Source organism: Pseudomonas sp. PDM32, assembly GCF_019219225.1.
In the GTDB taxonomy this organism is placed as follows: Bacteria; Pseudomonadota; Gammaproteobacteria; order Pseudomonadales; family Pseudomonadaceae; genus Aquipseudomonas; species Aquipseudomonas laurylsulfatiphila.
The window spans coordinates 194,500-213,068 of sequence record NZ_JAHUWE010000011.1 but is presented as its reverse complement, the minus strand read 5'-3'; the positions used below and the strand labels follow the sequence as shown (position 1 = coordinate 213,068).

General features: G+C 62.0%; 16 protein-coding genes. 7 read left to right on the top strand and 9 right to left on the bottom strand.

Going from position 1 to position 18,569, the window contains the following annotated elements:
• Nucleotides 1-250: 250 nt before the first annotated feature.
• The 7 genes from KW846_RS21540 to KW846_RS21510 form a co-directional block, all read right to left on the bottom strand.
• Nucleotides 251-808, bottom strand: a complete 558-nt coding sequence (locus KW846_RS21540; protein WP_007974319.1) for a membrane integrity-associated transporter subunit PqiC — start codon at nt 806-808, stop codon at nt 251-253.
• 17 nt (nt 809-825) lie between these two features.
• Nucleotides 826-2,502 (bottom strand): intermembrane transport protein PqiB, encoded by a 1,677-nt coding sequence (locus KW846_RS21535; RefSeq protein ID WP_218485058.1) that lies wholly within the window; start codon nt 2,500-2,502, stop codon nt 826-828.
• Nucleotides 2,483-3,139, bottom strand: a complete 657-nt coding sequence (locus tag KW846_RS21530; RefSeq protein WP_102700071.1) for a paraquat-inducible protein A — start codon at nt 3,137-3,139, stop codon at nt 2,483-2,485. The genes KW846_RS21535 and KW846_RS21530 overlap by 20 nt, the downstream gene beginning before the upstream one ends.
• Complete coding sequence (locus KW846_RS21525) at nt 3,136-3,732, bottom strand: paraquat-inducible protein A (RefSeq protein WP_218485056.1); 597 nt, start codon at nt 3,730-3,732, stop codon at nt 3,136-3,138. Before KW846_RS21525 ends, KW846_RS21530 begins: the two co-directional genes overlap by 4 nt.
• 243 nt (nt 3,733-3,975) lie before the next feature.
• A complete protein-coding gene (locus KW846_RS21520; protein WP_218485054.1) occupies nt 3,976-5,277 on the bottom strand; it encodes an FAD-binding oxidoreductase in 1,302 nt (433 codons plus the stop codon).
• Nucleotides 5,274-6,362: a polyamine ABC transporter substrate-binding protein gene (locus tag KW846_RS21515; protein ID WP_218485051.1), complete on the bottom strand. Its 1,089-nt coding sequence runs from the start codon at nt 6,360-6,362 to the stop codon at nt 5,274-5,276. The genes KW846_RS21520 and KW846_RS21515 overlap by 4 nt, the downstream gene beginning before the upstream one ends.
• Nucleotides 6,363-6,439: 77 nt before the next feature.
• Entirely contained in the window at nt 6,440-7,798 is a 1,359-nt protein-coding gene (locus KW846_RS21510) for a glutamine synthetase family protein (RefSeq protein WP_218485048.1), read from the bottom strand.
• Nucleotides 7,799-7,959: 161 nt separating this feature from the next.
• Here KW846_RS21510 and KW846_RS21505 point away from each other — a divergent pair, with 161 nt between their 5' ends.
• Complete coding sequence (locus KW846_RS21505; RefSeq protein WP_218485046.1) at nt 7,960-8,892, top strand: helix-turn-helix domain-containing protein; 933 nt, start codon at nt 7,960-7,962, stop codon at nt 8,890-8,892.
• Here KW846_RS21505 and KW846_RS21500 read toward each other — a convergent pair.
• On the bottom strand, nt 8,889-9,485 hold the full coding sequence (locus tag KW846_RS21500; protein ID WP_007974332.1) for a cupin domain-containing protein: 597 nt from the start codon (nt 9,483-9,485) through the stop codon (nt 8,889-8,891). The two genes, KW846_RS21505 and KW846_RS21500, sit on opposite strands and share 4 nt — an antisense overlap.
• 177 nt (nt 9,486-9,662) lie before the next feature.
• Nucleotides 9,663-11,624, bottom strand: a complete 1,962-nt coding sequence (locus KW846_RS21495) for an FAD-dependent oxidoreductase (protein WP_218485044.1) — start codon at nt 11,622-11,624, stop codon at nt 9,663-9,665.
• Nucleotides 11,625-11,938: 314 nt separating this feature from the next.
• On the opposite strand from KW846_RS21495, the gene KW846_RS21490 reads away from it, so the two are divergent.
• The 6 genes from KW846_RS21490 (at nt 11,939) to KW846_RS21465 (ending at nt 18,556) form a co-directional block, all read left to right on the top strand.
• Entirely contained in the window at nt 11,939-12,988 is a 1,050-nt protein-coding gene (locus tag KW846_RS21490) for an ABC transporter substrate-binding protein (RefSeq protein WP_218485041.1), read from the top strand.
• 74 nt (nt 12,989-13,062) lie between these two features.
• Complete coding sequence (locus KW846_RS21485) at nt 13,063-13,851, top strand: class II aldolase/adducin family protein (protein WP_218485039.1); 789 nt, start codon at nt 13,063-13,065, stop codon at nt 13,849-13,851.
• 217 nt (nt 13,852-14,068) lie between these two features.
• Nucleotides 14,069-14,716, top strand: a complete 648-nt coding sequence (locus KW846_RS21480; RefSeq protein WP_007974341.1) for a TetR family transcriptional regulator C-terminal domain-containing protein — start codon at nt 14,069-14,071, stop codon at nt 14,714-14,716.
• A gap of 92 nt (nt 14,717-14,808) precedes the next feature.
• Nucleotides 14,809-15,525 carry a response regulator gene (locus KW846_RS21475; protein ID WP_218485037.1) on the top strand — a complete coding sequence of 239 codons (717 nt, stop codon included), beginning with the start codon at nt 14,809-14,811 and terminating at the stop codon, nt 15,523-15,525.
• 5 nt (nt 15,526-15,530) lie between these two features.
• Complete coding sequence (locus KW846_RS21470) at nt 15,531-16,304, top strand: ABC transporter substrate-binding protein (protein ID WP_218485034.1); 774 nt, start codon at nt 15,531-15,533, stop codon at nt 16,302-16,304.
• Complete coding sequence (locus tag KW846_RS21465) at nt 16,301-18,556, top strand: ATP-binding protein (protein ID WP_218485032.1); 2,256 nt, start codon at nt 16,301-16,303, stop codon at nt 18,554-18,556. Before KW846_RS21470 ends, KW846_RS21465 begins: the two co-directional genes overlap by 4 nt.
• The last annotated feature ends 13 nt before the right edge of the window (nt 18,557-18,569 follow it).

The window sequence follows — 18,569 nt, the reverse complement described above, 5'->3', positions numbered from 1 at the left end:
CTGTAGGAGCCAGCCTGCTGGCGATGGACTCAAGCGCACCGCGTTTATGCAGGTTCACACGCGTCATCGTTAACGACCATCGCTGGCAAGCCAGCTCCCACAAAGGACCATGCCCACGCCGAAACTGTAGGAGCCAGCCTGCTGGCGATGGACTCTAGCGCGCCGCGTTTACCCAGTTCACACGCGTTATCGTTAACGTCGCTGGCAAGCCAGCTCCCACAGGAGCCAGCTTGCTGGCAATGCATGACCTTCAGGACGAAGGACAACTCGCCTGGGGTCGGGTGGCCGCCTGGCTGATCAGCGCGGCCAGGCGTTTGATGTTGTTTTGCTGGGCAAGTACCAACTCATCGACAGTTGCGCCTGACGGCGTTTGCAAGGTGCTGCGGCAAATCACCTGGGCCTTGTTGCCCGGCTCGGCACTGCGCAGACGCCATATCACGTCCATCAGCGCATATTGACCGGGGACAGAGTCAAAACGCTGCACATCGACCCGTACCGAATACTTGCCCTTTACGGGACTGTTGCTTAGTTGATCGGCCAGCGCACTGCGCAATTCCTCCACGAGGGTTGCACCCCACCAATGGCTTTCGAGGATCGCCAGGGTACTGTTGCCCTCGCGAATGACGATCTGCGCCCGATCGACCTGGGGCGGCAAGCTTATCGTCTCGATCTGAATCACCCCGACGGTGGTCGTCGAATGATTGCCCACCTGGGTCGGCGTCAGGGTATGGAACTGAATCGGATCACTGCGGCAAGCGGCGAGCAGCAGCAACGCGGTGAACACTGTGAATTTCAGCGGAAAAACCATGGGTGTTGCTCCTGTGCTCAATTGCGCGGTGGCCCTTGCAGATCCATGGGCGGGGCATTTTTCGGGCGGCCGCGAAGCAGCGACTCCGGATGCCGTCCCAGGTAATCCGATAGATCACGCAAGGATCTCGACGTGCGTCCCAGTTCATCCAGGGTCTGATTCAGTTTTTCCCGTTGCGGCGAGTCGTCGGCCAAGGTCGAACCGGCGGATTGCAAGGTCGTGTTGGCGGTTTCCATCGTCTTGCTGAAGTCCGACAGAGTGCTTTGCACGCCAGGCAGGATCTTGCCGTTGAATTGCGCCATGCCCTTGCGCAGTTCGACGAGATTGCCATCGAGATTGCCGGCGATTCGCTCGATCGGCAGTTTGTTGATCTTGTCGACCATGGCTTCGAGTTTTTCCTGCAATTGCTCGAGGCTGCCAGGAATGGTCGGAATCATGACCGGACGCGCCGTTGCATCGAAGGCGACTTTTTCTGCCTTGGGGTAGAAGTCCAGGGCAATGTACAGCTGGCCGGTCAGGAAATTGCCCGTGCGTGCCTGGGCACGCAGGCCATTTTCGATAAAGGTGCCGATCAGGCGTACGCCACCCGCTTCGTCATTGGGGTCATGATTGAGCGCCTTGAGCATCTTGTCGTGGGCCCTGCCCAGGCGTTGCGGGTAAATCACGATACCGACGTTGACCGGAAAGGAGCGAAGCTTCTCGTCGTAATCCAGATTGACCGACACCACCTTGCCGATTTCCACACCGAGGAATTCCACCGGCGCATCAACCTTGAGCCCGCGCATTGCCTGGTCGAAACGCATGGCCAGGTACTGCGGCTTGCCGTTTGGCGGGGCGAGGGCGGTTTGCTGGTCGTCAAACAGTTCGTAGGCGTACTCCGCAGCGGCCGGTTTATCGCCAGGGCTGTAGTCGGGGGCGCGGAAGGCAATGCCGCCCACCAGCAGGGAGGACAACGATTCGGTCTTGACCGCAAAGCCGTTGGCGCCGACGTTCACGTCAATGCCGCTGGCGTTCCAGAAACGCGTGTTTTCGGTAACGTACTTGTCGTTGGGGGCGTGGATGAACAGCTCGATGTTCACGCCTTTGCCATCCGGGTCCAGCGCGTAGGCCACCACCTGACCCACCGGGATCTTGCGGTAGTAGACCGGGGAGCCGATATCCAGCGACCCCAGGTCCTGGGTGAACAGGGTGAAACGTTTGCCCGGCTCGCCATAGGTGATGGGCGGCGGGTTTTCCAGCCCCGTGAAGTGTTTTGCCCGGCCGTTGGCCTGGCCGATATCGGCACCGATGTAATCGCCCGACAGCAGGGTATCGATACCGGACACGCCACCAGCGCCAATGCGCGGGCGCACGACCCAGAACTGCGAATCCTCGCGGGTAAAGCTTTCGGCCTGCTTGGCCAACTTGATGGTGGCGTTGACACTCTTCTGGTCATCGCTCAGTTCCACATCCGAGACTTGGCCAATCACCACATTACGGTACTTGACCTCGGTTTTATTCGCCGTCAGGCCGCTCCCTGTCTTGAACGTGACAACGATGGTCGGGCCTTGCTGCAGAATGCTGTGAACCACCAGCGAAATACCCACCAGCACCGCGACGATCGGTACGATCCAGACCAGCGAAACGCTGAAACGGCGGGTCTTGATCGGTGCCTGCCCAGGGGCTTGCGGCCCGTCAGTGGCTTGCGACTTCATCCGTGACCTCCTCATTGTGTGGGTTTTCCCGCTCTTTATCCCAGATCATGCGTGGATCGAAACTCATTGCCGAAAGCATGGTGAACACCACAACCAGACCGAAAAACAGAATGCCCAGGCGCGGCTCGATGTCGGCCAGGGCCTGGAATTTCACCAGCGAGGCCACCAGGGCCACGACTATCACATCGAGCATCGACCAGTAGCCGATGACCTCGACGAAGCGGTACAGCGTAGAACGCTCTTTGCGTGCCCACTCGCTGTCGCGTTGCACGGTGACCAGCAGCAAGGTGATGGCGACGAACTTGATGCCCGGCACCGCGATACTGGCAATGAAAATGATCAGGGCGATGTCCCAGGCCCCGGCCTCCCAGAACTCCAGCACGCCGCTCATGATCGTGCTGTCGGCACCATGGCCGACCATCTCGGTGTTCATCACCGGCAACAGGTTGGCCGGGATGTAAAACACCAGGGCCGCGATCATGTAGGCCCAGGTGCGGGTCAGGGAATTGGTTTTGCGCCGGTGCAGCGGCGCACCGCAACGCTCGCATTCGTGAGGTTCGCCAGTCATGTCGCAAGCCAGGCCGCAGGTGTGACACAGGCACAGGTTGAGCTCGTCGGCGTACGGAGGCGTGCTCATACAATGTCCCATAGTTCGCGGATGTCGCGCCCGGCGATGCGGATCATCATCAGGCTCAACACGGCCAGGGCAAACAAACCGATACCGGGCAGCACATCAAGCAACCCGGCGAGTTTGATCACGGCGACCATGGCGCCCAGCAGGCAGACTTCGAGCATGCTCCAGGGCCTCAGGCTTTCCAGCCAGCGCATGCAGAGCTTGAAGCCCGGTGAGCGTTGTCCGGCCAGTGCGAAGCCCAGCACCCAGATCAGCAGCAACAACTGGAAGATCGGCGCGATGATCATGGCGATCGCCGCCACCATGGCGATGAAGGTGATAGGCCCCAGGCTCAGGGCCAGCACCGAGTCCCAGAGGGTGGCGCTGTGCTTCGAGCCTTTGAGGCTGATGCTCATCACGGGATAGAAATTGGCGAAAATCCACAGCATGAGCGCGGTGAAGGTCAACGCAAGACGCTGTTCCACCGTGAGGCCGTTATAGCGCTGCAGCACGCCGCCGCAGCGCGTACACAAGGTTTTCTGATGTTTGGCGAGCGTGACTTTTTGGTAAACGCTGTCGCAGTGCTCGCAGATGATCAGCTGATCGGTAGTTGCCATGGGTCAAGCTCAACAAGAGGCAGGAAATTCAGAGCACCCCCTCAATATAGAAGTGCCTCGCGATTGAGCAAATCGAAAGTCGAAACAAGGGGATGGAGGGCGTACCGGATGTTGCCCAAAGCATTGTGGGAGCGAGCCTGCTCGCGAAAGCGGTGTGTCAGGTAGCCCATTCTCTGGATGCCAAACAGTCTTCGCGAGCAGGCTCGCTCCCACAGGGTGAATCTGCCTTTCAGGAGAATTGTTTCAGCCCAGCATTTCCCGCATCCGATACCAGAACATGCCCAGAGCCAGCAGTGGCGAGCGCAGGGCGCGTCCGCCGGGGAAGGTCATGTGCGGCACCGCGCTGAACACGTCGAAGCCTTTGCTGTGCCCGGCATGGATCGCTTCGCCCAACAACTTCGCGCACCAGTGGGTCACGTTCAGGCCATGGCCGGAGTAGCCCTGGGCGTAGAACACGTTCGGGTGCTGGCTCAGGCGCCCGACCTGCGGGAAGCGGTTGGCCGAGATGCCGATCATGCCGCCCCACTGATAGTCAATGCGCGTTTTGGCCAGTTGCGGGAACACCTTGAGCATCTGCGGGCGCATGTAGGCCGCGATGTCCGCCGGGTCGCGCCCGGAGTAATGACAGGCACCGCCGAACAACAGACGCCGGTCAGCCGAGAGCCGGTAGTAATCCAGTCCGACTTTCTGGTCGCACAGCGCGACGTTGTGCGGGATCAGTTGCCTGGCGGTGTCTTCCGACAAGGGTTCGGTGGCAATGATGTAGCTGCCCGCCGGGAGCACCTTGCCGCTGAGCTTCGGTTCCAGCTCTTCCAGGTGGGCATTGCAAGCCAGCACCAGCGTGGCCGCACGCACGGTGCCACCGGCACAGCGCACCTGCACGGTGCTGCCGTGGATCAACTCCAGCACCGGGCTTTGCTCGAAGATCTGCACCCCAAGGGACTCGGCGACTTGCGCTTCGCCCAGTGCCAGGTTCAACGGGTGCAGGTGGCCCGAGCCCATGTCGACCAGGCCGCCGGCGTAAACGCCGGAGTCCACCACGTGCTCGCGGATCTGGCCAGGTTCGATGAGGCGCGTTTCATGGGCGTAACCGGACTCGAGCAATTCGGCGTGTTCGGCCTTCAGCCCGGCAAAATGCGCCGGGGTGTTGGCCAGTTCACAGAAGCCCCAGCGCAGGTCGCAATCAATGCCGTGTTCGCGGATACGTTGGGCCACGACTTGCACCGATTCGACCCCGGCCTGTTCCAGGTACTGCACGCCTTCGGCGCCCACATGTCTGGCAAAGCCGCTGACGTCATGGCCGATACCGCGTATCAACTGGCCGCCGTTGCGCCCGCTGGCGCCCCAGCCAATCCGCCGGGCCTCCAGCAGGACCACCGAGAGCCCGCGCTGGGCCAACTCGATGGCGGTGTTGATGCCGGTGAAACCCGCGCCGACCACGCAGACATCGGCCACCAGGTCCGAGGCCAGCGCCGGACGCTGCCTCATGCCCTTGGCGGACGCTGCGTAATAGGAGTGGGTATGTTCCTGGGTGTACTGATTCATTTGTTGGACTTCACTTTGCTCCACGAGCGGGTCATCAGGCGCATGATCGACTGTGGCGGCGTGGTGGAGATGTAGAGTTTGTCGAGGACCTCCTGGGGCGGATACACCTCGGGATTGTTGACCAGTTCGGGGTCCATGTACTGCTTGGCGGCCGGGTTCGGGTTGGCGTAGCCGACCGACGCGCTGACCTTGGCAATCACTTGCGGGTCCAGCAGGTAGTTGATGAAGGCGTGGGCTTCTTTCGGATTGCTGGCGTCGGCGGGGATGGCCAGCAGGTCGAACCACAGGTTGGCGCCTTCCTTGGGAATGGCGTAGGCGATGTTCACGCCGTTGTTGGCTTCCTTGGCGCGGTTGGCGGCCTGGAACACGTCGCCCGAGTAACCGAACGCCACGCAGATGTCGCCGTTGGCCAGGTCCGACACATACTTGGAGGAGTGGAAGTAGGTGATGTAGGGACGGATTTGCAGCAGCTTGGCTTCGGCCTTCTTGAAGTCCTCAGGGTTTTCGCTGCGCGGGTCCATGCCCATGTAGTTGAGGATTGCCGGGAACACCTCATCCGCCGAGTCCATCATCGACACGCCGCAGGCGCTGAGCTTCTTGATGTTTTCCGGTTCGAACAGCACGGCCCAGGAGTCGATCTTGTCGATGCCCAGCACCGCCTTGACCTTGTCGACGTTGTAGCCGATGCCGTTGGTGCCCCACAGGTAGGGCACCGAGTGGGCGTTGCCCGGATCGTTTTTCTCCAGCAGCGCCAGCAGTTTCGGGTCGAGGTTCTTGAAGTTCGGCAACTGCTCGCGATCGAGCTTGAGGAACGCGCCGGCCTTTACCTGGCGGGCGAGGAAGTGGTTCGACGGAACGACCACGTCATACCCGGTGCGACCGGCAAGCAGCTTGCCTTCCAGGGTTTCGTTGGAATCGAAAACGTCGTAGATCACCTTGATCCCGGTCTTGGCCTGGAAGTCGGCGAGGGTGGTTTCGCCGATGTAGTCGGTCCAGTTGTAGACACTGACCTGGGGTTGAGCCTGGGCAATGGTGCTGAACAGAACCGCCAGTGCGGCCGGGACCACGGATTTCAATAGACGCATATCGATACCTTCTTGGAATTATTGGATTCTTCAGGCGATTTTTTGGTGTTCTGTGTCCTCCTGTGGGAGTGGGGGCCTCAGACGCTCAGCATCAGGAACTCACGCTCCCACGAACTGATCACGCGCTTGAAGTTCTCGTGCTCGGCGCGTTTGACTGCGACGTAGCCCCGTACGAACTTGCTGCCCAGGTAACGGCTGATGGTGTCGCACTCTTCCATCTGGGTCAGGGCGTCTTCGATGGTGATCGGCAGGCGCAGGTTGCGACGCTCATAGGCGCGGCCCTGTACCGCGGCACTTGGCTCGATACGCTCGACCATGCCCAGGTATCCGCACAGCAGGCTGGCGGCGATGGCCAGGTACGGGTTGGCGTCGGCGCCCGGCAGACGGTTTTCCACGCGCATGGCGTCCGGGCTGGACGTCGGTACGCGCAGGCCGACGGTGCGGTTTTCTTCGCCCCATTCGACGTTCACCGGTGCCGAGGTGTCCGGCAGGAAGCGGCGGAACGAGTTGACGTTCGGCGCGAACATCGGCAGCACTTTCGGGATGTACTTCTGCAAGCCACCGATGTGATGCAGGAACAGCTCGCTCATGTTGCCATCGGCATCGGCGAAGATCGGCTGGCCGGTGGTAATGTCCACCACGCTCTGGTGAATGTGCATGGCGCTGCCAGGCTCGTCGCCGACCGGCTTGGCCATGAAGGTTGCCGCCACGTTGTGCTTGAGCGCCGCTTCACGCATGGTGCGCTTGAACACGGTGATCTGGTCGGCCAGGTCCAGTGCGTTGCCATGACGGAAGTTGATTTCCATCTGCGCCGGGCCGTCTTCGTGGATCAGCGTGTCGAGGTCCAGGCCCTGCAGTTCGCACCAGTCGTAGACGTCTTCGAACAGCGGATCGAATTCGTTGGCCGCGTCGATGGAGAACGACTGGCGACCGCTTTCGGCACGGCCCGAACGGCCCATCGGCGCCTTGAGCGGCAAGTCCGGGTCTTCGCAGCGCTGGGTCAGGTAGAACTCCATTTCCGGCGCGACAATCGGCCGCCAGCCTTTGTCGGTGTAAAGCTGCAGGACTTTCTTCAGCACGTTGCGCGGCGACAGTTCGATCGGGTTGCCGAACTTGTCGAAGGTGTCGTGGATCACGATGGCGGTCGGCTCGATAGCCCACGGCACCACGTAGACGGCGTCGGCGTCCGGCTTGCATACCATGTCGATGTCGGCCGGGTCGAGCAGGTCGTAGTAGATGTCGTCGTCGACAAAGTCCCCGGTTACCGTTTGCAGAAGGACACTTTCCGGCAGGCGCATGCCTCGCTCATGCAGGAACTTGTTGGTCGGTGCAATTTTGCCGCGTGCAATGCCGGTCAGGTCGCTGACAACGCACTCGACTTCGGTAATCTTGTGATCTTTCAGCCAAGTGAGCAGCTGATCGAAAGGGACATTCATAAAGACCTCGTTATTGGTTTTATTAACGCCAGGAGAGGCCGGTTTCATCCGCCGGACACTTCCCCTGTAGCGCGTTGAGGTCTATCTTGGGCGAGCCTTGCGGTTCCATCTATCCACTTTAAGCAGCACAAAGCGCACCAAAAGAGTGCGTAAGGTCACCCATGACAGGTTCCAATTCCCTCCAGGTCCAAGCCTTCAATACCGCCGATGTCGCCGAGCAAATCCGCGCCACACCGGGTTGGATTCAGCATTACCAGCAGATGTCGCCGGGGCATTTCGCGGGGTTGGTGCGCTATCTGGATCTGCAGGGCGTGGAGATTTACGAAGAGTCGATGAACACCCGGGTCGAGCAGAATTTCAGTGCGCCCCAGGGCTCGTTGTCGTTCTGTTTCGATCGCGGCGACAACGCGCTGTACGTATTGAATGGCGAAAGTCGCAACATCTGGATTACCCCGGAGAACTACCAGGAAATCGCCGTGGTGTTCGGGCCGGAGTTTGTAAAACGCCACAGCCTCGACATCGCCCGGCTCGAAGGGCTGTTCATGGCGCCGCTCAACTCGCAGCAGAACGCGCTGTTCTGCCGCTGGCTCAGCGGGACCCTGACGCGGCTGTCGCAGACCTTCGATCCACCGAGCCGCGAAGCGCTGACCCAGCAATTGCTGGACGACTGTCTGTTCATTCTCGACAACGCCTGTGTCGGCCTCGACCAGGGCGCCTTGCAGCGCCGTGCCGGAGAGCGGGCGATCATGAAGCGGGTAGGGGAATGGGCGGCGGATACCCCGGAAGAACACCTCAACCTGCTGGAATTGTCCCATGTGGCCGGGGTTTCACTGCGCCAGTTGCAGCATGCGTTCAAGACCTATACCGGCATGGCGCCGACCCAATGGCTGCGCCTGCGCCGCCTCAACAGCGCCCGCCGCGAACTGCTGAGCCGCACGCCGACGCAAACCACCGTGGCCGAAGTGGCGATGCACTGGTCGTTCTGGCACCTGGGGCGGTTTTCCAGCAGCTATCGCGCGCTGTTCAAAGAGCTGCCGAGCGACACCCTCAAGCGTGCGAGTGTCGCGCAGCCCATCGGGCGCGGCCGGCGTTAAAACGTCGGCGGTGTAATCACCCAGATCACCACCGCGTCCACATCGCCGGGGTTGCCGTAGCGGTGCGGCTCCTGGCTGGAAAAGCTGAAGCTATCGCCTTCATTGAGCTGGAAATGGCGCTCGCCAACCCACAGCTCGAAACTGCCGGACAGCAGAAAACCGGCCTCTTCGCCGTCGTGGCTGTAGCTTTGCTGGCTGTATGTGCCGGGCGGGAAGCGTGAGTGGAGCATTTCCAGTTGGCGGTTGGCTTGTGGCGTCAGCAACTGATCGACGATGCCGTCTTCGTAATGCACGTTCAGGCGGCTGTTCTTGCGCACCACGACGCCATCGTCTTCGGGGGCGGTGACCGCTTCACTGGCGAAGAACCACTGGATGGTGACACCGAGGCTGCGGGCAATGTTGAACAGCGCCGGAATCGACGGGTAGGCGAGGTTGCGCTCCAGCTGGCTGATGTAGCCGGCGGTGAGTTCGCTCTGTTGCGCCAGTTCCGCCAGGGTCATGCCCCGGCGCTTGCGCAGGCCGCGAATGCGCGTGCCGAGGAAATGCGGTTCGGCGCTGCCGGGTGCGGGCTGTGTGGTGCTGCTGTTGCTCATGGTCAAATCCGAACCGGGAGGAGTGGCGCAAATCCCTGTAGGAGCGAGCTTGCTCGCGATGGTCGCCAACGATAACGCTGCAAGCCTGACACCCAGCGGTGTTCTCGGGTTCATCGCGAGCAGGCTCGCTCCTACAGGGGTGGTGTTAGCCGTCTAAGCCCCGGAGTATAAACAGCCTTAAAGCTCCCACGCGACTTTCAGCCCTTCATAAATCGCTTCTTCGGCGGTGCGCGGCGCCAGGCAGTCGCCGATGCGGCGAAACTCCACCAGCCCTTGCAGCTCGGCACCCAAGGTATCCACCGGTTGGTGACCCTGGCACAGCACCAGCGTATCGATGTTCTCCATCAGCATCGGCTCGCCGCTGGCGGTGTGTTGCAGGTAGACCGTGTTGTCATCGCAACCATACAGCCGCGCGTACGGCGTGATCGGCACGCCCAGTTTATGCAGCTCGCCGGCCAGTTGATCGCGCACGTACAGCGGCAGGTTTTCCCCGCAATGGGTGCCGTTGACCGCCAGTTGCACCTGATGCCCGGCGCGCACCAGGCGCTCGGCGATGCCGGGGCCGATCCAGTCGCAGCGCCAGTCGACCACCACTACCGAACGGCCGATCTGTACCTCGTCGCGCAACACCTGCCAGGCATCCACCACCTGCAATTCACCGCCACGCTCGAAGGGCGGCCAGTAAGGCTCGGCACCGGTAGCGACGATCACCATGTCCGGTTTTTCCTGCTCCACCAGCGCCCGGTCGACCCGGGTGTTACGCACCACGCGCACCCCGGCCAGCTGCATTTCCCGCTGCAGGTTGGTGCTGGCGCCGCCAAACTCGCTGCGCCGTGGCAGCAACTGTGCGAGCAACACTTGGCCGCCGAGTTGTGAACCGGCTTCGTACAGGGTCACGTCATGTCCGCGCTGGGCGCCGACAGCGGCGGCTTTCATCCCGGCCGGGCCGCCGCCGGCGATCATGATGCGTTTGCGTTGTGGCGCTTGTTGGCGTTCAGCAAAAATCAGCTCGCGACCGGTTTCCGGGTGCTGGATGCAGGAAATCGGCAAGCCCTTGTGGAAGTGCCCGATGCACGCCTGATTGCAAGCAATGCAAGCGCGCACGTCTTCGACGCGGCCGGTGTCGGTCTTGTTGGGCATCTGCGGATCGCAGATCAGCGCCCGGGTCATGCCGCAGACATCGGCCTGGCCGCGAGCCAGAATCAGCTCGGCTTCCTGGGGCTGGTTGATGCGCCCGGTGACGAACAGCGGAATGTTCAAACCGGCCTTGAACGTCCCGGCTTCCTTGGCCAGGTAAGCCGCTTCGATCGCCATGGGCGGCACGATATGCACCGCGCCGCCAAGGGAGGCCGAAGTCCCGGCGACGATGTGCACGTAGTCGAGCTGCGCTTGCAGTGACTGTACGGCGGCCAGGGATTCGTCTTCGGTCAGGCCTTCAGGGTCGCGCTCGTCGGCGGAAATGCGCAGGCCGATGATGAACTGCTCGTTGGTCGCCGCACGCACCGCGGCGATGACTTCGCGCAGGAAACGCAAGCGCTGGTCCAACTCGCCGTTGTAACCATCGGTGCGCCGGTTGACCCGCGGATTGATGAATTGCGCCGGCAGATAACCATGGCTGGCAACCACTTCGACGCCATCGATCCCGGCCTGATGCAGGCGGCGGGCGGCAGCGGCATAACCGGCGACGATCTCGTCGATCATGGCCTGATCGAGGGCGCGGGGCATCACCCGGAAACGTTCGTTGGGCACTGACGAGGCCGAATAGGCCACCGCCAGCAGGCCATCGCTGGACTCCATGATCTCCCGACCCGGATGGAACACCTGGGACAACACCACGGTGCCGTGGGCATGGCAGGTTTGCGCCAGTTTGCGATAGCCCTCGATGCACGCATCGTCGGTGGCCATCAGCACATGGGAGGTGTAGCGCGCACTGTCGTGCACACCGGCCACTTGCAGCACGATGAGCCCGGCACCGCCTTCGGCACGTGCCCGGTGGTAGGCGATCAGTTGCTCGTTGACCAGATTGTCGGTGGGCATCGAGGTGTCGTGACCGCTGGACATGATGCGGTTTTTCAGGCGCTTGCCACGGATTTCCAGGGGTTCGAACAGGTGCGCGAAGGCAGGTGTCGAGGTCGGCATGGTGCGGGTACTCCAGGCAGGCTGACCTGTGTAGGAGCGAGCTTGCTCGCGATGGACTTGAGAACGCCGCGGGGTGTCAGGTACCCAGCGTTATCGTTGACGTCCATCGCGAGCAGGCTCGCTCCTACAGAGGCATCAGGTTTTCGGTTGTTATTATTGGTCTATAGAAATTTACCTTCAGTAAAAAATCAACTTGTTTTTTTACTATGGCGTGGAGTAATTTCATTTCGAGCCCGTTCCCGGGCCGTACCTCACAACAATAAAAAGGGCTGCACCGGCCTCTGTCCGGGCGGCACCTGCAAGAGGAACCCTTGATGAAATCGCACACGCTCAAGCACGGTTTTTATCCCTTGGTGTTGTCCGTGGCCATGGGCCTGGGCAGCGCTCAGGCAGCATCGGACATGGTGGTGGTCGGGTACGGCGGAGCCGGACAAAAAGCCCAGGACGTGGCGTTCTTTCAACCCTTCGCCGCCGTGGATCAAAGCAAGGTGATCCAGAGTGAATACAACGGCGAGATGGCCAAGATCAAAGTGATGGTCGACACCGGCAACGTCGACTGGGACGTGGTGCAGATCGAAGGCCCGGACCTGATGCGCGGCTGCGAGGAGGGCATGTACGAGCGCCTGGACTGGACCCGCCTGGGCCACGCCGACCAGTTGATCCCCGACGCGGCGCAGGAATGCGGGTCTGCGGCGCTGGTGTGGAGCGTGGCGATTGCCTACGACACCGACAAGCTGGCCCAGGCCCCGACTTCGTGGGCAGACTTCTGGGACGTGAAGAAAACCCCCGGTAAGCGCGGGCTGCGCAAACGCGCGGTGTACAACCTGGAATTCGCCCTGCTGGCGGACGGGGTCAAGACCGAAGACGTCTACAGAGTACTCGGCACCCCGCAAGGCGTGGACCGGGCATTCGCCAAGCTCACTGAACTCAAGCCGTACATCCAGTGGTGGGAGGCGGGCGCGCAGCCGCCGCAGTGGCTGACCGCCGGCGACGTGGTGATGACCTCGACCTACAGCGGACGCATCGCCGACGCCGCGCAGAAAGGCAGTCACCTCGGCCTGGTCTGGCCCGGCAGCCTCTACGGGATGGACTACTGGGCGATCATCAAAGGCTCCAGGCACGTGGACCAGGCCAAGCGCTTCATCGCCTTCGCCAATCAGCCGGACGCCCAGGTCAACTACGTGCAGCAGATCCCCTACGGCCCGACCAACATCCAGGCCGCCGCACGGCTGGATGATAAACTGGCGCAATGGGTGCCTACGGCGCCGCAGAACCTCAAGGGCGCGTTGTCGATGAACGTCGGCTTCTGGGTCGATCATGGCGAAGAGCTGGAAGAGCGCTTCAACGCCTGGGCCAGCAAGTAAACGCGGATGGCTGGACGTGTCCAAGCGTCCAGCCTTACTGTCTGCCCAGCCGATCAGCCTGGAGTACCACGACAATGAATAAAATCGCCAGCCACCTGGCCCCTGAGCGCAGCGCCACCGAGCAGCGCCTGCGTGAGGAACTGGCGGCCTGCTACCGCCTGATTGCGCACTTTCGCATGACCGACCTGATCTTCACCCACATCTCGGTGCGCATTCCGGGGCCGGAGCATCACTTTCTGATCAACCCCTACGGGCTGATGTTCGACGAAATCACCGCGTCGAACCTGGTGAAGATCGACCTCGATGGCCACGCTGTGGAGCCATCGCCGTACCCGGTCAACCCGGCCGGTTTCGTGATTCACAGTGCCATCCACGGTGCCCGTGACGATGCGCAATGCGTGCTGCACACCCATACCAAATCCGGGTGCGCGGTGGCGGCCTTGAAGTGCGGGCTATTGCCGGTGAACCAGATTTCCATGGAGTTCTATGGCCGCGTTGCCTACCACGACTATGAAGGCGTGGCGCTGGACCTGAGTGAGCAGCAACGGCTGGTGGCGGACCTGGGTGACAAATCGGTCCTGATGCTGCGCAACCACGGATTGTTGACGGTCGGCGAGACGGTGAGCCAGGCGTTCCTGCGCATGTACTACCTGGAAAAAGCCTGCGAAATCCAGTTGGCTGCGCAAGCGGCCGGTGAAATTGTTTTGCCGTCGCACGAGGTCTGCGCGCACACCGAGCGGCAGTTCAATGATCCTGGGCGGCCGTTGGAAGAGGGCGAGTTGAACGATCCGGATGCCATGCAACTGGCCTGGGCGGCGTTGTTGCGGATGCTGGATCGGGTGGCTCCGGGTTATCGCGACTGATCCAGATCCTGTGTTGTTTGAGCTGGCCTCTTCGCGAGCAAGCCCGCTCCCACAGGGGATTTGCACCGTACGCATAACCCTGTGGGAGCGGGCTTGCTCGCGAAGCAGGCGCCGCGGTCCATCTGACTGGAGACAAGTCCCACTCTTGCTGTACAGTCGTTCAGCCCGCCGCCAACCCGCGCAGGCCCAAACGATTGAACCAAGGAGCGTGTCGCCCATGAACCAGGAAGCCCGTTTTTCCCGCATGGAACCGGAGCTGCGCAAAGCCAACCTGATCGAGGCGACGCTGGTGTGCCTCAAGCGTCACGGCTTCCAGGGCGCGTCGATCCGCAAGATTTCCGCCGAGGCCGGGGTCTCGGTGGGGCTGATCAGCCATCACTATTCCGGCAAGGATGAACTGGTGGCCGAAGCCTACATGGCAATCACCGGGCGGGTCATGACCCTGCTGCGCGACGCCATGGAGCAAGCCGCACCGAATGCCCGGGAGCGGTTGTCGGCGTTTTTCCGCGGTTCGTTTTCCGCCGAACTGCTCGATCCGCAACTGATCGATGCCTGGCTGGCGTTCTGGGGCGCGGTGAAAACCGCCGAGGCAATCAACAAGGCCCACGATCATTCCTATGGCGAGTATCGCGCCATCCTGCGCAAGGTGCTGGCGGAACTGGCCCAGGAGGAGGGTTGGGAGAACTTCGACGCCGACCTCGCCGCCATCAGCCTCAGCGCCTTGCTCGACGGCCTGTGGCTGGAGTCCGGGTTGAACCCCGGGACCTTTACCCCGGAGCAGGGCATCCAGATTTGCGAAGCCTGGGTCGATGGTTTGCAGGCCGGGGGACGCCAGCGCTTTTGCGTGCAGACGAGCGACTGTTGATCAGTTGTTCAACACTGGATACTCTCTGGCGCCGATGCGGGAAAACACTCTAATAAGAAACTGGCCTTCGGGCCTGAGCCGGACACCAAGCGATGACTCCTCGGGTACTGATCGTCGATGACGATCCGCTGATTCGCGATCTGCTGCACGCCTACCTGTCCCAGGAAGGCTACGACGTCCATTGCGCCGCCACGGCGGAACTGGCGGAAACCTTCCTCGCCAGCCAGAGCGTCGACCTGGTGATGCTCGACATCCGCCTGCCGGGCAAGGACGGCCTGACCCTGACCCGCGAGCTGCGGGTGCGTTCGGAAGTCGGGATCATCCTGATCACCGGGCGCAACGATGAAATCGACCGCATCGTCGGCCTCGAATGCGGCGCCGACGACTATGTGATCAAACCCCTCAATCCAAGGGAACTGGTGTCCCGGGCGAAAAACCTGATTCGCCGGGTACGTCATGCGCAAACGCCACAGCCAGCCGTTGCGCTGGCCAAACCGGTCAAGCAGTTCGCCGATTGGGCGCTGGACACCGACCGCCGTCGCCTGATCGATCCATCGGGCAACGAAACCCTGCTGACCCACGGCGAATACCAGTTGCTCAGCGTGTTCCTGCGCAACAGCGGCCACACCCTCAGCCGCGATCAATTGATGGACCAGATCCGCAACCGCGAATGGGTGCCCAACGACCGCTCCATCGACGTGCTGGTCGGGCGTCTGCGTCGCAAGTTGCACGACGATCCGGCCGAACCGCAGTTGATCATCACCATTCACGGCGCCGGTTACCTGTTCACCGCCGGCGTGGCGGCCTGAGCCGGATGGCGCGATGGCTTTGCCTGCTGGCGCTGCTGGTGAACGGCCATGCTGTCTCGGCGGAAAGGGTTCGCTATTGCGATTACCCGGTGTACCCGCCGATTTCCTGGAGCGATGGCAAACAGGTGCGCGGCCTGGCGCCGAGCGTGGTGAAGCACCTGTTCGGTCAGTTGGGTTATGAGGTCGAGGTAGTCGTGCTGGGCAACTGGAAACGCTGCCTGCTGGACGCCGCCGAAGGTCGGGTCGATGTGGTGCTGGCCTACAGCACCGCGCAACGGGAGCAGAGCATGCTGTTCTCGACGGTGCCGGTACTGCGTGAAGAAGTGGCGCTGTTCATCAACCGTCAACACCCGGTGAAATTCGAACAGCTGGACGACCTGGCCCATTACCGTGGCGGCCTGTTGTTCGGTGAGAGCTACGGGGTGGAGTTCGATCGCATGGTCGCGCGCAACAACAACATCGAATGGGTGTCCGACAGCCACCAGAACTTCGGCAAGCTGATTCGCGGGCGCATCGACTTCATCACCCAGGAGCGGCGCACCGGCCAGTTGTACGCGGAAAACCTGCCCGGCGGCCAGGACATCGTCGCCTTGCCCAAGGCGTTGAATGTGGACTATCTGCGGGTTGCCGTGTCGCGGCGCTCGCCCCTGGCCAACCGCATGCCAGAGATCAACGCGCAATTGCAGCGCATGGTCGATGCCGGCGACATCGAGCGCTGGCTCAACGAAAGCGAAGTGACCTACCGCGACATGATCAACCTGCCGGCGGATGCGCAATGATCCGTGCGCGTCCTGGTGGACTGTTGCGACGCCTGTTGCTGTTCATTCTGTTGTTCAGCCTGTGCTTCACCGTGCTGGCCAGCAGCGTGCAACTGTACATCGAGTATCGACGGGAAATGCGCGACATCGATTCGCGTATGGAACTGATCCGCGCCGGCTACCTGGCCAGCCTGGAACGCAGCCTCTGGGACTTGAACCAGGAGCAGTTGAACGTGCAGTTGCGCGGGCTGGTGGACTTCTCCGACGTCGCCCGGGTGCACTTGACCAGCGCCGATTTCGACCTGATACAGGGCAACCCCGAGCCGGTCGGGCCGCTGCGTATCGAACGCTTTGCCCTGGACTATCAGCCGCCGTCCGGCCCGTTGCGCCAGCTGGGCGAACTGGAAGTCAGCACTGACCTGGGGGCAGTGTACCAACGTCTCTACGCCACCGGTTTGACCAGTCTGTTGTGGATGGCGGTGTTTCTCTGCGGTCTGGCCGTGGCGTTGTCGGGCTTGTTTTATCGCCTGGTGACCCGGCACCTGAAAGTCATGGCCGAGTTCGCCCGGCGCATCGCCGCCGGTGAATGGCAGGAACCCCTGCAACTGGACAAGCGCCGCGGCAGCGACGAAATCGACACCGTGGCCCATGCCCTGGACGACATGCGCCGGGCTATCCTGCACGACATCGAGCGCCGGGAAAGCGATCGCCTGGCCTTGCAGGACAACCGCGACGAGCTACTGAAAATGGTCGAGCGCCGCACCGCCAGCCTGATGCGCGCCAAGGATGAAGCGGAAGCGGCCAACCTTGCCAAATCGCGGTTTCTGGCGACCATGAGCCACGAACTGCGCACGCCCCTAAACGGCATCCTCGGCATGGCCGAACTGTTGCGCGGCGCGCGTCTGGATGCCCGGGACGGCAAACGCCTGGATGCCTTGCACAAGGCCGGCGAAGGCCTGTTGACGATCCTCAATGAAGTGCTGTATTTCGCCAAGCTGGAGGAGGGCGTCAGTCATCCCGAGCCGGTGGATTTCTCGCTGCGCCAGTTGCTCGACGAGGTGCTGACGCTGCTGGAACCGCGAGCCTTGAACAACGACACCATCCTCAGTTGCCGGGTCGATCAACGGATTGCCGAGCATCACCACGGCGCCGAGCAGTTCCTGCGCCAGGTGCTGAGCAACCTGCTGGCCAACGCGATCAAGTTTACCGAAGGTGGCGAAGTCAGTGTCCAGGTGGCGCTTCTCAGCGAAACCGGCGAACAGACCGGGCAGCGGCTGCGGGTCAGTGTCACTGACGACGGCATCGGCATTGCCCCGGCGATGCAGGCGAAGATTTTCGAGCGTTTCACCCAGGCCAGCGAAGAAGTCGCGCAACGTTTTGGTGGCACCGGGTTGGGGCTGGCGATCTGCAAACACCTGGTGGAACAGATGGGCGGCTGCATCGGCGTGGACAGCGAGGAGGGGCGCGGCAGTTGTTTCTGGTTCGAGCTGTCCTTGCAGTCGGCCAGCGGCGTGGCTGAGGCCCGGCCGGTTCGGGCGGCGGGGCCGGCACTGGATATCCTGGTGGTCGAGGACGTGGCGCTCAACCGCGAAGTGGCCAAGGGTTTGCTGCAGCGAGACGGCCACCGGGTGTGGTTCGCCGAAGACGCGGAGCAGGCGCTGCAACACTGCACAACGCAGGTTTTCGATTTGCTGTTGCTGGACGTGCATCTGCCGGGCATCAGCGGTGTCGAGTTATGCCGGCAGATCCGTCACAGCGACGGGCCGAACCGCCATACCCGCATTTTCGCCCTGACCGCCAGCGTGCAACCGGCGCTGGTGCGCGGTTATCTGGAAGCCGGTATGGACGGTGTCCTGGCCAAGCCCTTGAAGCTGGAAAACCTGCGCCAGGTGCTGGAAGGGCGTACTCACAGCGCCGGGGCGCTGATGAGCGATGAAGCGATGGACTGGCCGCTGTTGCAGACCCATCGCACCTTGCTCGGTGAGCAGAAGGTCCAGGGCCTGCTGGCGGTGCTGCGCGACTCGATCCTTCAGCACCGCGATGCGCTGCATGAAGCCATGGCCGCCGATGACTGCACCGAGGTCGCGCAACTGGCGCACCGTCTGGCCGGCAGCTGCGATTCCCTGGGTTTTCGGGCGTTGGCCAGCACCTTGAGGACACTGGAAACCCTGGCGTTGGCCAACGAAGAATCGGACATCCAGCGCATGAACCCGGTGCTGGATGAGCAATTGCAGCACTCGCTCGATACCCTCAAAGGCCTGTTGCAGAGCTGACGTACAAATTTGT

Excerpts from the sequence above, each read along its gene's own strand:
- KW846_RS21520 (WP_218485054.1), bottom strand. The coding sequence starts at position 5,277 with ATGAATCAGTACACCCAGGAACATACCCACTCCTATTACGCAGCGTCC.
- KW846_RS21480 (WP_007974341.1), top strand. The coding sequence starts at position 14,069 with ATGAACCAGGAAGCCCGTTTTTCCCGCATGGAACCGGAGCTGCGCAAA.
- KW846_RS21490 (WP_218485041.1), top strand. The coding sequence starts at position 11,939 with ATGAAATCGCACACGCTCAAGCACGGTTTTTATCCCTTGGTGTTGTCC.
- KW846_RS21505 (WP_218485046.1), top strand. The coding sequence starts at position 7,960 with ATGACAGGTTCCAATTCCCTCCAGGTCCAAGCCTTCAATACCGCCGAT.
- KW846_RS21530 (WP_102700071.1), bottom strand. The coding sequence starts at position 3,139 with ATGAGCACGCCTCCGTACGCCGACGAGCTCAACCTGTGCCTGTGTCAC.
- KW846_RS21535 (WP_218485058.1), bottom strand. The coding sequence starts at position 2,502 with ATGAAGTCGCAAGCCACTGACGGGCCGCAAGCCCCTGGGCAGGCACCG.
- KW846_RS21540 (WP_007974319.1), bottom strand. The coding sequence starts at position 808 with ATGGTTTTTCCGCTGAAATTCACAGTGTTCACCGCGTTGCTGCTGCTC.
- KW846_RS21515 (WP_218485051.1), bottom strand. The coding sequence starts at position 6,362 with ATGCGTCTATTGAAATCCGTGGTCCCGGCCGCACTGGCGGTTCTGTTC.
- KW846_RS21485 (WP_218485039.1), top strand. The coding sequence starts at position 13,063 with ATGAATAAAATCGCCAGCCACCTGGCCCCTGAGCGCAGCGCCACCGAG.
- KW846_RS21465 (WP_218485032.1), top strand. The coding sequence starts at position 16,301 with ATGATCCGTGCGCGTCCTGGTGGACTGTTGCGACGCCTGTTGCTGTTC.
- KW846_RS21500 (WP_007974332.1), bottom strand. The coding sequence starts at position 9,485 with ATGAGCAACAGCAGCACCACACAGCCCGCACCCGGCAGCGCCGAACCG.
- KW846_RS21470 (WP_218485034.1), top strand. The coding sequence starts at position 15,531 with ATGGCGCGATGGCTTTGCCTGCTGGCGCTGCTGGTGAACGGCCATGCT.
- KW846_RS21525 (WP_218485056.1), bottom strand. The coding sequence starts at position 3,732 with ATGGCAACTACCGATCAGCTGATCATCTGCGAGCACTGCGACAGCGTT.
- KW846_RS21495 (WP_218485044.1), bottom strand. The coding sequence starts at position 11,624 with ATGCCGACCTCGACACCTGCCTTCGCGCACCTGTTCGAACCCCTGGAA.
- KW846_RS21475 (WP_218485037.1), top strand. The coding sequence starts at position 14,809 with ATGACTCCTCGGGTACTGATCGTCGATGACGATCCGCTGATTCGCGAT.
- KW846_RS21510 (WP_218485048.1), bottom strand. The coding sequence starts at position 7,798 with ATGAATGTCCCTTTCGATCAGCTGCTCACTTGGCTGAAAGATCACAAG.